This is a genomic window from Nocardioides sp. zg-1308, assembly GCF_013155375.1.
GTDB classification, from domain to species: Bacteria; Actinomycetota; Actinomycetes; order Propionibacteriales; family Nocardioidaceae; genus Nocardioides; species Nocardioides renjunii.
On the sequence record NZ_JABJQY010000002.1, the window covers coordinates 2,038,952 to 2,052,475 of the forward strand.

Below are 13,524 nucleotides of genomic sequence, written 5' to 3' on the forward strand. Positions count from 1 at the left end.
CCCGCACGACCGACCCGAAGGACTGCACCATGAAGATCGCCCTGTTCGGCGCCACCGGCATGATCGGCTCCCGCATCGCCGCCGAGGCCACGGCGCGCGGCCACGACGTCACCGGCCTGAGCCGCTCCACCGGCGGCGACGTCGCCGACCCCGAGACCGTGCGCGGGGCCGCCGAGACGCACGACGTGCTGGTCTCCGCGACCGGGCCGAGCCGCACCGGCGAGCCCCACCAGCCCTGGCTGGACGCGGTGGAGAACCTCATCGCCCACGCCGGTGGCACCCGCGTGCTCTTCGTCGGCGGCGCCGGCTCGCTCCTCACCCCGGACGGCGACCGCCTCCTCGACACCGATGGCTTCCCGCCGGAGTACCTCCCCGAGGCCACGACGGGCGCCGCCTCCCTCGAGCTCTTCCGCGCCGCCCCGGAGTCGGTCGACTGGACCTACCTCAGCCCGGCGCCGGTCATCGCGCCCGGCGAGCGCACCGGCACCTACGCCACCGCCCTCGACACCCCGGCCGGCGACTTCGTCAGCGCCGAGGACTACGCCGTCGCGCTCGTCGACGAGGTCGAGCAGGGCCAGCACCGCCGCCGGCGGTTCACCGTCGCGTCGGCCTGAGGGTCGCGGCTCGACCGGGCCGTTCGGCCCGGACGTCATGGCCGGCGGTTGCTCCGGCGACCGCCGCCCATGACGTCGTACGCCGATGTCATGGCGGGCGGCGGTCAGGACAGCCACCGCCCATGACGTCCGGCGAGCTCAGGGGCCGGAGCCGACATGGTGGTCGGTGGCCGAGGAGTGTCCACAGGAACGCGTCGAACCGTGTCGTCCACAGAAGTCTCCCCGTCGCTCCCGGACTGTCCGAGGCGGGCCCGAGCCTCGTCGCATGGACCACCAGGGCACGCGGCACAGCGCCACCGATCGGCAACGGATCATCGACGAGCTGACGACGACCGCCGCGCAGCAGGGTGGCGTGGTCTCCCGCGCACAGGCGTACGCCGCGGGGCTGACTCGAGGCGAGCTGCGCGCGCAGCTGCGAGCGAGGCGGTGGCAGCGGGTGTGGTCGCGCTCGATCTGCCTGCACACGGGCCCGCTCGCGACCAGGGGCGCGCAGTGGGCCGCGGTGTTCGAGGGCGGGGACCGGGCGATGCTGGACGGGGAGTCGTCGCTCATCGCCTCTGGGCTCGAGCACTACCGCTCGGACGCGTGGCGGGTGTCGGTGCCACGGGGCGTGAAGCCGCTCCGGGGCGCCGGGCTCGACGTACGCCGCACCCGGCGGTGGTCGGCCGAGGACCGCGTCGCGACCGGCGTGCCGCGGACGAGGGTCCCGGTGGCCGCCGTCAGGGCAGCGATGTGGGCGCGGAGCGACAAGCAGGCAGCCCTCCTGCTCACCCTGCCCGTCCAGCAGGGGCTCACCACCGCCGCCGACGTGGGGCGAGCGCTCCTCGCCGTCCGGCGTGACCGCCGGCGCGAGCTGATGCACGCGGTGGTCACCGACCTCCTGGGCGGCGTCCGTTCGCTCGGCGAGCTCGACGTCGCCCGGCAGTGTCGCCGCCGTGGGCTGCCCGAGCCGGATCGGCAGGTCGTGCGTCGCGGCAAGGACGGCCGCTACTACCTCGACGTCTGCTGGGACGACTTCCAGCTCGTCGTCGAGGTCGACGGCATCCACCACACCTGGGCGTCGAGCGTCGTGCCCGACGCCCTGCGCCAGAACGAGATCGCCCTCGGGCGGTCCACCGTGCTCCGGCTCCCGCTCCTGGGCCTGCGTGTGGCGGCCGACGACTTCTTCGCCCAGGTCGAGCGGGGGCTCCGGGCGGGTGGATGGGGGCGGGCGGCGTGAGGCCGCCTCGGCGGACGTCATGGCGGGCGGTCGTCGGGGCGGCCAGCGGCCATGACGTCGTACGACGGCGTCATGGCGGGCGGCTGCCGGGTCGACCAGCGGCCATGACGTCCGTCCGGGAGCCCCGACCGGGAGCGCGTCAGAGCTTGCGCAGCCGCACGTAGCGCACCGAGTGGTCGGTGTCCTTGCGGAGCACCAGGTTCGCGCGCGACCGGGTCGGGGCGACGTTCTGCACGAGGTTGGGCTCGTTGATGGAGTCCCAGATGCGCGTGGCCTGGCCGACGGCCTCGTCGTGGGAGAGGGCGGCGTACTTGCGGAAGTAGGACGCCGGGTCGCGGAACGCGGTCTCGCGCAGGCGCAGGAACCGGTCGACGTACCAGCGCTTGATGTCGGTCAGCGCCGCGTCGACGTAGACGGAGAAGTCGAAGAAGTCGCTGACGGCCAGGCCGGTGCGGCCGTCGTCGCGCACCCGCGCCGGCTGGAGCACGTTGAGGCCCTCGACGATGACGATGTCGGGCCGCTTGACGACGACCTTCTCGTCGGGGACGACGTCGTAGACGAGGTGGGAGTAGATCGGGGCCTCGACCTCGTCCTTGCCGGACTTGATGTCGATGACGAACTTGAGCAGCGCCTTGCGGTCGTAGGACTCCGGGAACCCCTTCCGGTGCAGCAGCCCGCGGCGCTCGAGCTCGGCGTTGGGCAGCAGGAAGCCGTCGGTCGTCACCAGCGCGACGTTGGGGTGCTCGGGCCAGTGGGCGAGCATCTGCTGCAGCACGCGGGCGGTGGTGGACTTGCCGACCGCCACCGACCCGGCGAGGCCGATGACGAACGGCGTGCGCGGCGGGGTGACACGGTGGAGGAACTCCTCCTGCTCGCGGTGCAGCCGGGAGTTGGCGGCGACGTAGAGGCTGAGCAGCCGCGAGAGGGGCAGGTAGACCTGCTCGATCTCGCGCAGGTCGAGCTGGTCGCCGAGGCCGCGGAGGCGGACCACCTCGTCAGGGGTGAGCACGGTCTCCGCCGTGCCGGCCAGCTGCGCCCAGGCCGCCCGCTCGAGCTCGACGTAGGGAGAGGCCTCACCGCCGTGGTGCGGCTCCGGGACCTCGGACATGGGTGCGATTGTGGCACCGCGCCGGGGCACGGCTGTGCGGCGCCCTGCCGATAGACTCTCGGCCCATGTGCGGAATCGTCGGGTACGTGGGCCACCAGCCGGCCGAGGCAGTCATCGTCGAGGGCCTCCGGCGACTGGAGTACCGCGGCTACGACTCCGCCGGGATCGCCCTCGTCGACGGCGGATCGCTCGTCGCGGACAAGCGCGCCGGCAAGCTCGCCAACCTCGAGAAGGCCATCGCCGAGTCGCCGCTGCCCGCCGTCACGACCGGCATCGGGCACACCCGCTGGGCCACCCACGGACCGCCGACCGACCGCAACGCCCACCCCCACCTCGGCCGCGCCCGCCGGGTGGCGCTGGTCCACAACGGCATCATCGAGAACTTCGCCGAGCTCCGTGGCCGCCTCGAGTCCGAGGGCGTCGAGATGGCCTCCGACACCGACACCGAGGTCGCCGCGCACCTGCTCGAGGAGCAGCTCGAGACGGGCGTCGACCTCACCGTCGCCATGCAGGCCGTCTGCCGCGGCCTCGAGGGCGCGTTCACCCTCGTCGCCGTCGACGCGCAGGACCCCGACCGCGTGGTGGCCGCCCGCCGCAACAGCCCGCTCGTCGTCGGGATCGGCGAGGGGGAGAACTTCCTCGGCTCCGACGTCGCCGCGTTCATCGAGCACACCCGCGAGGCGATGGAGCTCGACCAGGACCAGGTCGTCACCATCACCCGCGAGGGCGTGAGCGTCTCCGGCTTCGACGGCACGCCCGCCGAGGGCCGCCGCTACCACGTCGACTGGGACCTCTCGGCCGCCGAGAAGGACGGCCACGACTGGTTCATGCGCAAGGAGATCTTCGAGCAGCCGCGCGCCCTGGCCGACTCGCTCCTCGGCCGCCGCGGCGCCGACGGCCTGCTTCAGCTCGACGAGATGCGCCTGTCCGACCAGGACCTGCGCGACATCGACAAGATCATCATCATCGCCGCCGGTACGTCGTTCTACGCCGGCATGGTGGCCAAGTACGCCATCGAGCACTGGTGCCGCATCCCCGTCGAGGTGGAGCTCGCCAGCGAGTTCCGCTACCGCGACCCGATCCTCACCAGCGCCACCCTCGTCGTCGCGATCAGCCAGTCCGGCGAGACGGCCGACACCCTCCAGGCGATCCGGCACGCGCGGGTCCAGCGCTCCAAGGTGCTGGCGATCTGCAACACCAACGGCTCCACCATCCCGCGCGAGTCCGACGGCGTGATCTACACCCACGCCGGCCCCGAGATCGGCGTCGCCTCCACCAAGGGGTTCCTCACCCAGCTGGTCGCCTGCTACCTCCTCGCCCTCTACCTCGCGCAGGTCAAGGGCACCCGCTTCGGCGACGAGATCTCGCAGGTGGTCGACCAGCTCGAGGAGATGCCGGGCCACGTCGAGACCGTCCTGGCCAAGGCGGAGGAGATCTACGCCCTCGCCCGCGACCACGTCGACAGCCGCTCGGTGTTGTTCCTCGGCCGCCACGCGGGCTACCCCGTCGCGCTCGAGGGGGCGCTCAAGCTCAAGGAGATCGCCTACCTCCACGCGGAGGGCTTCGCGGCGGGCGAGCTCAAGCACGGCCCGATCGCGCTGGTCGAGGAAGGGCTCCCCATCCTCTGCGTGGTGCCCCCGCGCGGCCGCGACCAGCTGCACGACAAGATGATCAGCGGCATCCAGGAGGTGCGGGCCCGCGGGGCGCGCACGCTGTGCCTGGCCGAGGAGGGCGACACCACGATCGAGCCCTACGCCGACGTGCTGTTCACGCTGCCGCAGGTGCCGGTGCTCCTGCAGCCCATCGTCGCCGTCGTGCCGCTCCAGCTCTTCGCGTGCGAGCTGGCCACCCAGCTCGGCCACGACGTCGACCAGCCGCGCAACCTCGCCAAGTCCGTCACGGTCGAGTAGGACTGTGCCGGTCATCGGCGTGGGCATCGACGTGGTCGACATCGACCGCTTCGTCCGGTCCCTCGAGCGCACCCCGGGCCTGCGCGGGCGCCTGTTCACCGAGGCCGAGTCCGTACGACCGCCCGCCTCGCTGGCGGCTCGGTTCGCTGCCAAGGAGGCCATCGCCAAGGCGCTCGGCGCGCCGGTCGGGATGGCGTGGCACGACGCCGAGATCGTCTCGGAGGACACCGGCCGCCCGCGCTTCGAGATCCGCGGCACCGTCGCGGCCCGCGCGGAGGCGCTGGGCGTCGCCCACGTGCACGTGTCCCTGTCCCACGACGCCGGCATCGCCTCGGCGGTCGTGGTGCTGGAGTCCTGACGTGCTGCGCGCCCACCTGGTCGAGGACGTACGCCGCGCGGAGGCCGCCGCGATGGCCCGGCTGCCCGACGGAGCCCTGATGCAGCGTGCCGCCGCCGGCCTGGCCGCGGCGGTGCTCGACCTGCTGGGCGGGGGCTACGGCCGCCGCGTGCTGCTGCTGGTCGGCCCTGGCGACAACGGCGGCGACGCGCTCTGGGCCGGCGCCCGGCTCGCCGGACGCGGCGCGCGGGTCGAGGCGCTGCTGCTCGCGGACCGCGTGCACCGCGAGGGACTGGCCGCCCTGCGCGCCGCCGGCGGCCGGGCGACCCGCGACCTCGGCGAGGTCGACGCCTCACCGGACGTGGTGGTGGACGGCATCGTCGGCATCGGCGGCCGGCCCGGGCTGCGGCCGGAGGCGGTCGCGGCCCTCGAGCACGTCGCCGGGACTCCCGTGGTGGCGGTCGACGTGCCGTCCGGCGTCGACGTCGACACCGGTCGCCTCGACGGTCCGCACGTCCGCGCGGACGTGACGGTCACCTTCGGCACCCACAAGGTCGCCCACCTCGCTGACCCGGCCTCCCTCGCCAGCGGCGCGGTGCACCTCGTCGACCTCGGCCTGGACCCCCGCGAGCTCGGCACCCCGGCGGTCGAGGCGCTGCAGCCCGACGACGTGCGTCGGCTGCTGCCGCGACCCGGCCAGGTCGCCCACAAGTACACCCGCGGCGTGGTCGGCGTCCGCGCCGGGTCGGGCACCTACCCGGGCGCGGCCCTGCTCGCGGTGTCCGGCGCCGCGTCGGGGCTGGCCGGCATGGTCCGCTACGTCGGCCCGGAGCACGTCGCCGACACCGTGCGCACCCTCCACCCCGAGGTCGTCGGCGCCGGCCGGGTCCAGGCCTGGGTGGTCGGCCCGGGCGGAGGGGACGACGCCGGAGGGATGCTCCGGGACGCCCGCGCGGACGGCGTACCCGTGGTCGTGGACGCCGACGCCCTGCGACACGTCGACGGCCCGCTGCCGGGCTGCGTGCTGACGCCGCACGCCGGCGAGCTCGCCCGCATGCTCGACGTGCCGCGCGAGGACGTCGAGGCAGCGCCGCTGCAGCACGCCCGCGACGCCGCCGACCGCTGGCGGTGCGTCGTGCTGCTCAAGGGTCACCACACCCTCGTCGCGGACCCCGCCGGTCGGGTCCGGGTGACGACGACCGGCGTGCCGTGGCTGGCCACGGCCGGCGCCGGTGACGTGCTCGCCGGCCTCATCGGTGCGCTGCTCGCCGCGGGCCTCGAGCCGTACGACGCCGCGTCCGTGGGCTCCTGGCTGCACGGCGCCGCCGCCACGGAGGCCGCCGACGGCGGCCCGCTGACGGCGAGCCGGGTGGCCGTCCAGATCCCGCAGGTGGTGCGCGAGACGCTGGCGGATCGGGGATGATCGCTCCCATGACCGGTCCCGCGCCTCGTGCCGAGATCGTGGTGGACCTCGCTGCCGTGCGGCACAACGTCCGCGTCCTCAAGGACCTCGTGTCGGTCGACGGGCCGGTGCAGCTGATGACGGTGGTGAAGGCCGACGGCTACGGCCACGGGATGGTCGAGGTCGCGGCGGCCGCCCGCGACGGCGGCGCCGACTGGCTCGGCGTCGCGACGATCGACGAGGCCCTCGCCCTCCGCGCCGCCGGCGACGCCGGCCCGCTGCTGTGCTGGCTCAGCGCCCCCGGCGACGACTTCGCCGCCGCCGTCGCGGCCGGCGTGGAGGTCACCGCCTACACCGTCGCCGAGCTCGACGAGATCGCCGCCGCCGGGCCGGCGCGCGTCCAGCTCAAGGTCGACACCGGCCTGTCCCGCGGCGGGGCCCCGCGCGCGGAGTGGGACCGCATCTTCACCGCCGCGGCCGCCCACGAGTCCGCCGGGCGGATCAGCGTCACCGGGGTCTGGTCGCACTTCGCGGCCAGCGACGAGCCGGAGCACCCGGCCAACGACCGCCAGGAGGCGGCCTTCCGCGACGCGCTGGCGGCGGCGGACCGCGCGGGCCTCGACCCCGAGGTGACCCACCTCGCCAACTCCGCCGCGGCGGTCCTGCGCCCGTCCTCCCACTTCGACCTGGTCCGCTGCGGCATCGCGTCCTACGGCCTCGACCCGGCCCCGGGCGTCACCCCGCGGCTGGGGCTCCGGCCGGCGATGACCGTGCGGGCGCGGCTGCTCATGAGCAAGCCGATCGATGCGGGCGACGGGGTGTCCTACGGCCACACGTGGGTGGCCGATCGCGCCACCAGCGTGGGCGTCGTGCCCGCCGGCTACGGCGAGGGGATCCCGCGGGCCGCGGGCAACACCGCCTCGGTGTGGGTCGGGGACTCCCGGCGCCCGATCCGCGGGCGCGTGTGCATGGACCAGCTCGTCGTCGACCTGCACGGCGAGCTGCCGCCCAGCGGCACCGAGGTGGTGCTGTTCGGTCCCGGCGACCGGGGCGAGCCCACCGCGCAGGACTGGGCCGAGGCCGTCGGCACGATCAGCTACGAGATCGTGACGCGGGTCGGCGGCCGACTCACCCGCCGCCACGTCGACACCGACGTGACCGAGCACCTGACCGAGCACCAGACCGAGGAGACCACGCGTTGAGCATCAAGGGCCGCATCTTCGGCACCGTCGTCGGAGCGGCCGGCCTGGCCGCGGCGGCGGGTGCGGTGGGCATCGCCCGGCAGAACCGCATCATCGGCAACCGTGCCGCCGGGGAGCGCGTCGCCTTCGGCGAGCTGCGCAGCCCGGCCCGGGTGGTGGTCGCCGACGACGCCCTCGACCTGCACGTGGAGATCGACGAGCCGCAGGACTTCGGGGGGCACGAGCCCACCGACGAGGACCTGACCGTCGTCTTCGCGCACGGCTACTGCCTCGACCTCGACTGCTGGCACTTCCAGCGCGCCGCCTACCGCGGCCAGGTCCGCACGGTGTTCTACGACCAGCGCAGCCACGGGCGGTCGGGGCGTTCGAGCGAGGAGAACTGCACGCTCGAGCAGCTCGGCCACGACCTGCACCGGGTCATCGAGGACACCGTCCCCGGGCGCTGCGTGGTCGTCGGCCACTCCATGGGCGGGATGAGCGTCGTCTCGCTGGCCCAGCACTACCCCGAGCTGTTCGGCGACAAGGTCGTCGGAGCGGCGCTCATCGCCACCACCGCCGGCGGTCTCGACCCGGGCCGCATCCTCTTCCCGATGCTGCCGCTGGGCATCGGCGGGCGGTTCGTCGGTCGCGCCGTGCGCACCCTCGACCGCGGCCACCGGGTGGTCGACGTGGCCCGCTCGTGGGGCCGCGCGGTGGCCGACGTGGTGACCGACCGCTACGCGTTCGGCGACGACGACGTGCCCGTCGCCTACGTCGAGTTCGTCATGTCGATGCTCAACGCAACGCCGTTCGCCGTCGTGGCCGACTTCTACCCGGCGTTCGCGACCCTCGACCACTTCGACCACCTCGAGCCGCTGAGCCGGGTGCCCACGTCGATCATCTGCGGCACCGCCGACAAGATCACCTCGACCGGTCACAGCCGCAAGCTGCACAGCAAGATCCCCGGCTCCAGCCTGCTGGAGTGCGACGGGGCGGGCCACATGGTCGTGCTCGAGCGGCACAAGCAGGTGACCGCGGAGCTCGACGACCTCATCTCGCTCGCCCAGGGGAGGACCCCGTCGTGAGCGGCGCGAGGGACGTCGTCGTACGACGTGTCGGTCCCGAGGCGGCGGCCGACGTCCTGGCCGTGGTCCGGGAGGCGTTCGGCGCCCGCCCGGCGCTCGACCCGCCGGCCGACGCCCTCGGCGAGGACGTGGACACCGTCGCGCGGCTGCTGCGCGCCCGCGGCGGCCTGCTGGCGACGATCGAGGGCCGGCCGGTGGGGTGCGTCGTCCTTGACCCGCGGGCGGAGAGCCTGTGGCTGCGGCGCTTCGGCGTGGTGCCCGCCGCCCGGGGGAAGGGCGTGGCGACCGCGCTGGTGCAGGAGGCGGTCGCGGCCGCGGTCGGACGCGAGCGGGTGGTCGTCCTCGCGCGCGAGGAGCTGCCCGACACCGTCGCCTTCTGGCAGCGGCACGGCTTCGTCGAGGCGACGCGGTCGACGCCCTACGTCGAGCTCGAGCTCGCCCTCACGACCTCCTTCGAGGCGCCCGACGCGGAGTCCATGCGGGCGTTGGGGGAGCGGGTCGGGCGCAGCCTCGCCGCCGGCGACCTCGTCGTGCTGACCGGCGAGCTCGGGGCGGGCAAGACCACGTTCACCCAGGGCCTCGGCGAGGGCCTCGGGGTCCGGGGCGGCGTCACCTCTCCGACGTTCGTGATCGCCCGGGTGCACCCGTCCGTGGTGGGCGGTCCGGACCTCGTCCACGTCGACGCCTACCGGCTCGGCGGCCTGGCCGAGCTCGACGACCTCGACCTGGACGCCTCCCTGGAGGACGCGGTGACCGTCGTGGAGTGGGGCGCCGGGCTCGCGGAGGCGCTGGCCGAGGCGCGCCTCGAGGTGCTCATCGAGCGCGCCGTCGGGGACGGCCCGGCCGACGACGAGCTCGATCCCCGCCGCGTTTCCCTCCGCTGGGTCGTCGGACAGTAACCTCGACGCCGTGCTCCTCGCCTTCGACACCGCGACGCCGCTGGTGACCGTCGCCCTCCACGACGGCGAGCGGGTCGTCGTGGAGCACACGTCCGAGCAGCCGATGAAGCACGGCGAGCACCTCGCGCCCCTCATCGCCCGCGCCATGGAGGACGCCGGCATCGTGCGGCAGGACCTCACCGCCGTCGCCGTCGGCGTGGGCCCGGGCCCGTTCACTGGCCTGCGGGTCGGCGTCGTCACCGCACGCACGCTCGGGCTCGTGCTGGAGGTCCCCGTCTACGGCGTGTGCTCGCTCGACGCGGTGGCGCTCGAGGTGGTCGGCACCGGCGCGACGACCGGCAGCTTCCTCGTCGCCACGGACGCCCGGCGCAAGGAGGTCTACCTCGCCTCCTACGACGCCGACGGACGCCGGCTCGAGGGCCCGGTGGTGACCCGGCCCGCCGAGGTGGCGACCGACGCCCCGGTCGCCGGCGCGGGCCCCGGGCTCTACCCCGACGCCTTCCCGCACGCGATCGCCCCGGCACGGCCCGGTGCCGGCTGGTTGGCTGCGGGCGTGAGCTCGGAGCTCGTAGACTTGCTCGACCCCGAACCCCTCTACCTGCGGCGACCCGACGCGGTCGCCGGCGCACCAAGGAAGCCCGTCTCGTGATCCGTCCCGCCACCCTCGCCGACCTGCCGGCCCTCGTCGCGCTCGAGCAGGAGCTCTTCGGCGACGACGCCTGGAACGAGGCGCTGGTGCGCCAGGAGATCGAGGGCCCGGGGCGCAAGTTCGTCGTGGCCGACGACCTCTCGGGCTACGCCGTGACGATGACGGCCGGCGACATCGTCGACCTGCTGCGCATCGGCGTACGCCCCGCGGCGCGGCGCACCGGGATCGCCTCGCGGCTGCTCGAGGAGCTGCTCGTCGACACCGAGAGCGCCTCGCGGATGCTGCTCGAGGTGAGCGTGTCCAACGCGCCGGCGCTCGGGTTCTACGTCGCGCGCCAGTTCAGCGTGATCGACGTACGCCCCCACTACTACCGCGACGGCTCCGAGGCACTGGTGATGTGTCGCTGGCTCCCCGGCGCGGCCCGGGCGGAGACGGCGACGGCGCATGACTGACGAGCCCCTCGTCCTGGGCATCGAGACGTCCTGCGACGAGACCGGCGTCGGCATCGTCCGCGGGCACACGCTGCTGGCCGACACCGTCGCGAGCAGCGTCGAGGAGCATGCCCGCTTCGGCGGCGTCGTGCCCGAGGTCGCCAGCCGCGCACACCTCGAGGCCATGGTGCCCACCCTCGAGCGGGCCGCCGACGCGGCCGGGATCGCGCTCAGCGACATCGACGCGGTCGCGGTCACCAGCGGGCCCGGACTCGCCGGCGCGCTGCTGGTCGGCGTCGCGAGCGCCAAGGCGCTCGCCCTCGGTCTCGGCAAGCCGATCTACGGCGTCAACCACCTGGCCGCCCACGTCGCGGTCGACCAGCTCGAGCACGGCCCGCTGCCGGAGCCCTGCCTGGCCATGCTCGTCTCCGGCGGCCACTCCAGCCTGCTGGAGGTCTCCGACGTCACGGTCGGCGTGGAGCCGATGGGGTCCACGATCGACGACGCCGCGGGGGAGGCGTTCGACAAGGTCGCCCGCCTGCTCGGCCTGCCGTTCCCCGGCGGCCCGCACATCGACCGGGAGGCGCGCAGCGGCAACAGCGTCGCCATCGACTTCCCGCGCGGCCTCACCAGCCGTCGCGACCTCGAGCGGCACCGCTTCGACTTCTCCTTCTCCGGGCTCAAGACGGCGGTGGCGCGCTGGGTCGAGGCCCAGCAGCGCGCGGGCGCGACCATCGACGTCGCCGACGTCGCCGCCTCCTTCCAGGAGGCGGTCTGCGACGTGCTGACCCGCAAGGCGATCGACGCCGCCACGAGTCGCGGCATCGAGGACATCCTCATCGGTGGCGGGGTCGCTGCCAACAGCCGCCTCCGCGCGATGGCACAGGAGCGCGCGACCGCGCGGGGCATCCGGGTCCGCGTGCCGCGCCCGGGGCTGTGCACCGACAACGGGGCCATGGTCGCCGCGCTCGGCGCCGAGCTGGTCTCGCGGGGGCGTACGCCGTCGCTGCTCGACCTGCCGGCCGACTCCTCGCAGCCGATCACGACCGTCGTCGCCTAGGCATCGCCCCGGGAACGACGAAGGTCCCCGCCCGGGAGCGGGGACCTGCGTCACGGAGCTGTGCCGGCGGTGGCGCCGACCGGTCTCAGTCGAGCACCCCGGGGGCGACGTCCTCGTCGCCGAGCCAGTCCTGGTCGAAGACGAGGCTGTCGCGCTGGGCGGTCTTGTCGCGATCGCCCTTGCGTCCGCCGCGACCCCCCGCGCCGGACCCGGCGGAACCCGCGCTGCGGGCGCCGCCGGCGCCGTTCGCGCCGCGACCGCCCGACCGGGAGCCCGCGCTGGAGCCGGTGGCGGCTCCGCGACCTCCCGCGCCGCCGCGACCGGCGGTGCTGCCCGAGGCCGCGCCGCGACCGGCTGCCGAGCCTGCCGCGCCCCGGGAGGCCGCGCTGCCGGCGGCGCCCGCGCTGCGGGCGGAGGCGCTCCCCGCCGAGCCGGCCGTCGTGGGCCGCGACAGCGCACCTGCGCTGCCGGCGCGGCCCGTGGCACCGATGGCCCGGACCGGGCTCGCGCTGCTGCTGGATGCCGTGAGGCCCGGGCGGATGGAGCCGGCCGCCCCGCCGGACATGCCACCCGCCGTGGCACCCGCCGCACCGGCTGCGCCCGCGGCCCCCAGGGACGCGGCCGACGCGCCGCCCGCGCCCACGGAGGCCGCGGGCCCGGAGACGCCGGTGCCGGGCTGGTAGGTCACACCGGTCTGCGAGGAGCCGCCGACCGTCGTGGTGGGGCCCTCGGGGCCGATCGGCGTCAGGGGCCCGGTCGGGCCAGTGGGGCCGGTCGGGCCGGTGGGAGTCGTCGGGGTGAGGCCCGGACCCTCGATGACGGGATCCCTCGTCGGGTCCTTGGTCGGGTCCTTGGTCGGGTCCTTGGTCGGGTCCTTCTCGGGGTCCCGGTCGGGATCGCGGTCGGGATCGCGGTCCGGCTTGTCCGGGTCGCGGTCGGGCATGCCGACCAGCGTCGGGTCGTTGCCGCCGTCGCCGTCCTTGCCGCCGCCCGTGACCGGCGGTGCCTGGGTGCCGGGCAGGTAGGGGCCCTGCGGACCGGAGGGCACGTGGGGAGGCGGCTCGGTCGGGTCCTTCTCGCCGTGGATGTCCTTCATCGGCGGGATGGCCCCGAGGAAGGCCGCGTCCATCTGCTTGGTGAGGGCGAGCGCCCGCGCCTCCTGCTTGTCGTACTCGTTCTGCCAGGCGGTGCGCTCGTTCTGCCGCGCCTGCGAGGCCGCCGCCTGCGCGGTGAGCTCCTCCTTGGTCGGCTCCACACCGGTGGTGTTGGCCGGGGCCTGGTAGGTCGCGGGCTTCTCGCCGAGGTCCTTGAGGGCGTCGCGGGCGTCGCGGGCGTCCGAGAGCTGCTGCCCGACCTGGCGCAGCGCCTCGCCCGCGGCGCGGAGCTGCTCGGACTTGGTGAGGATCGACGCGGAGGACTCCTCCATGCCGGCACGCAGCGCGGGGCCGGTCATCGTCTGCTCACCGATGCGCAGCTCGGCCTGGCCGGCCGCCTGCCTGAGCGCCTCACCGAGGACCTGGAGGTCGTCGGCCTTGTCCTTCCAGGCGGAGCCGGCGTTCTGGACCATGCCCTCGGCGGCGGAGTCGAGGTACTGGTCGAGGACGAGGCGGTTGGGTCCCTTGGTCACGG

General features: G+C 74.8%; 13 protein-coding genes. 11 read left to right on the forward strand and 2 right to left on the reverse strand.

The window, feature by feature from the left end; genetic code table 11:
• The first annotated feature begins 29 nt into the window (after nt 1-29).
• Both HN031_RS11605 and HN031_RS11610 read left to right on the forward strand, forming a co-directional pair.
• Nucleotides 30-614, forward strand: a complete 585-nt coding sequence (locus tag HN031_RS11605) for an NAD(P)-dependent oxidoreductase (protein ID WP_172270019.1) — start codon at nt 30-32, stop codon at nt 612-614.
• A 265-nt stretch (nt 615-879) separates the two neighbouring features.
• On the forward strand, nt 880-1,833 hold the full coding sequence (locus HN031_RS11610; protein ID WP_172270021.1) for a hypothetical protein: 954 nt from the start codon (nt 880-882) through the stop codon (nt 1,831-1,833).
• A gap of 139 nt (nt 1,834-1,972) precedes the next feature.
• On the opposite strand, the gene coaA is transcribed toward HN031_RS11610, so the two are convergent.
• Complete coding sequence (gene coaA, locus HN031_RS11615; RefSeq protein WP_172270023.1) at nt 1,973-2,941, reverse strand: type I pantothenate kinase; 969 nt, start codon at nt 2,939-2,941, stop codon at nt 1,973-1,975.
• Nucleotides 2,942-3,006: 65 nt separating this feature from the next.
• On the opposite strand from coaA, the gene glmS reads away from it, so the two are divergent.
• Genes glmS through tsaD form a run of 9 tightly spaced genes read left to right on the forward strand, consistent with a single transcriptional unit; the run spans nt 3,007 to nt 11,895 of the window.
• Nucleotides 3,007-4,851, forward strand: a complete 1,845-nt coding sequence (gene glmS / locus HN031_RS11620) for a glutamine--fructose-6-phosphate transaminase (isomerizing) (protein WP_172270025.1) — start codon at nt 3,007-3,009, stop codon at nt 4,849-4,851.
• A 4-nt stretch (nt 4,852-4,855) separates the two neighbouring features.
• On the forward strand, nt 4,856-5,209 hold the full coding sequence (locus HN031_RS11625; protein WP_172270027.1) for a holo-ACP synthase: 354 nt from the start codon (nt 4,856-4,858) through the stop codon (nt 5,207-5,209).
• A gap of 1 nt (nt 5,210) precedes the next feature.
• Nucleotides 5,211-6,611 (forward strand): NAD(P)H-hydrate dehydratase, encoded by a 1,401-nt coding sequence (locus tag HN031_RS11630; RefSeq protein ID WP_172270029.1) that lies wholly within the window; start codon nt 5,211-5,213, stop codon nt 6,609-6,611.
• A gap of 8 nt (nt 6,612-6,619) precedes the next feature.
• Nucleotides 6,620-7,792, forward strand: a complete 1,173-nt coding sequence (gene alr, locus HN031_RS11635) for an alanine racemase (protein ID WP_253943058.1) — start codon at nt 6,620-6,622, stop codon at nt 7,790-7,792.
• Complete coding sequence (locus tag HN031_RS11640) at nt 7,789-8,856, forward strand: alpha/beta fold hydrolase (RefSeq protein ID WP_172270033.1); 1,068 nt, start codon at nt 7,789-7,791, stop codon at nt 8,854-8,856. Before alr ends, HN031_RS11640 begins: the two co-directional genes overlap by 4 nt.
• Nucleotides 8,853-9,755, forward strand: a complete 903-nt coding sequence (gene tsaE / locus HN031_RS11645) for a tRNA (adenosine(37)-N6)-threonylcarbamoyltransferase complex ATPase subunit type 1 TsaE (RefSeq protein WP_172270035.1) — start codon at nt 8,853-8,855, stop codon at nt 9,753-9,755. The genes HN031_RS11640 and tsaE overlap by 4 nt, the downstream gene beginning before the upstream one ends.
• A 10-nt stretch (nt 9,756-9,765) precedes the next feature.
• Complete coding sequence (gene tsaB, locus HN031_RS11650) at nt 9,766-10,404, forward strand: tRNA (adenosine(37)-N6)-threonylcarbamoyltransferase complex dimerization subunit type 1 TsaB (RefSeq protein ID WP_172270037.1); 639 nt, start codon at nt 9,766-9,768, stop codon at nt 10,402-10,404.
• Nucleotides 10,401-10,856 (forward strand): GNAT family N-acetyltransferase, encoded by a 456-nt coding sequence (locus tag HN031_RS11655; RefSeq protein WP_172270039.1) that lies wholly within the window; start codon nt 10,401-10,403, stop codon nt 10,854-10,856. Before tsaB ends, HN031_RS11655 begins: the two co-directional genes overlap by 4 nt.
• Nucleotides 10,849-11,895 carry a tRNA (adenosine(37)-N6)-threonylcarbamoyltransferase complex transferase subunit TsaD gene (tsaD, locus tag HN031_RS11660; RefSeq protein WP_172270041.1) on the forward strand — a complete coding sequence of 349 codons (1,047 nt, stop codon included), beginning with the start codon at nt 10,849-10,851 and terminating at the stop codon, nt 11,893-11,895. Before HN031_RS11655 ends, tsaD begins: the two co-directional genes overlap by 8 nt.
• An 85-nt stretch (nt 11,896-11,980) precedes the next feature.
• Here tsaD and HN031_RS11665 read toward each other — a convergent pair whose 3' ends face one another.
• On the reverse strand, nt 11,981-13,522 hold the full coding sequence (locus HN031_RS11665) for a hypothetical protein (protein WP_172270043.1): 1,542 nt from the start codon (nt 13,520-13,522) through the stop codon (nt 11,981-11,983).
• Nucleotides 13,523-13,524 lie beyond the last annotated feature (2 nt).

What these genes read in the sequence shown, in the direction of transcription:
- HN031_RS11605 (WP_172270019.1), top strand. Translation starts at nt 30, where the DNA reads ATGAAGATCGCCCTGTTCGGCGCCACCGGCATGATCGGCTCCCGCATC.
- HN031_RS11610 (WP_172270021.1), top strand. Translation starts at nt 880, where the DNA reads ATGGACCACCAGGGCACGCGGCACAGCGCCACCGATCGGCAACGGATC.
- coaA (WP_172270023.1), bottom strand. Translation starts at nt 2,941, where the DNA reads ATGTCCGAGGTCCCGGAGCCGCACCACGGCGGTGAGGCCTCTCCCTAC.
- glmS (WP_172270025.1), top strand. Translation starts at nt 3,007, where the DNA reads ATGTGCGGAATCGTCGGGTACGTGGGCCACCAGCCGGCCGAGGCAGTC.
- alr (WP_253943058.1), top strand. Translation starts at nt 6,620, where the DNA reads ATGACCGGTCCCGCGCCTCGTGCCGAGATCGTGGTGGACCTCGCTGCC.
- tsaD (WP_172270041.1), top strand. Translation starts at nt 10,849, where the DNA reads ATGACTGACGAGCCCCTCGTCCTGGGCATCGAGACGTCCTGCGACGAG.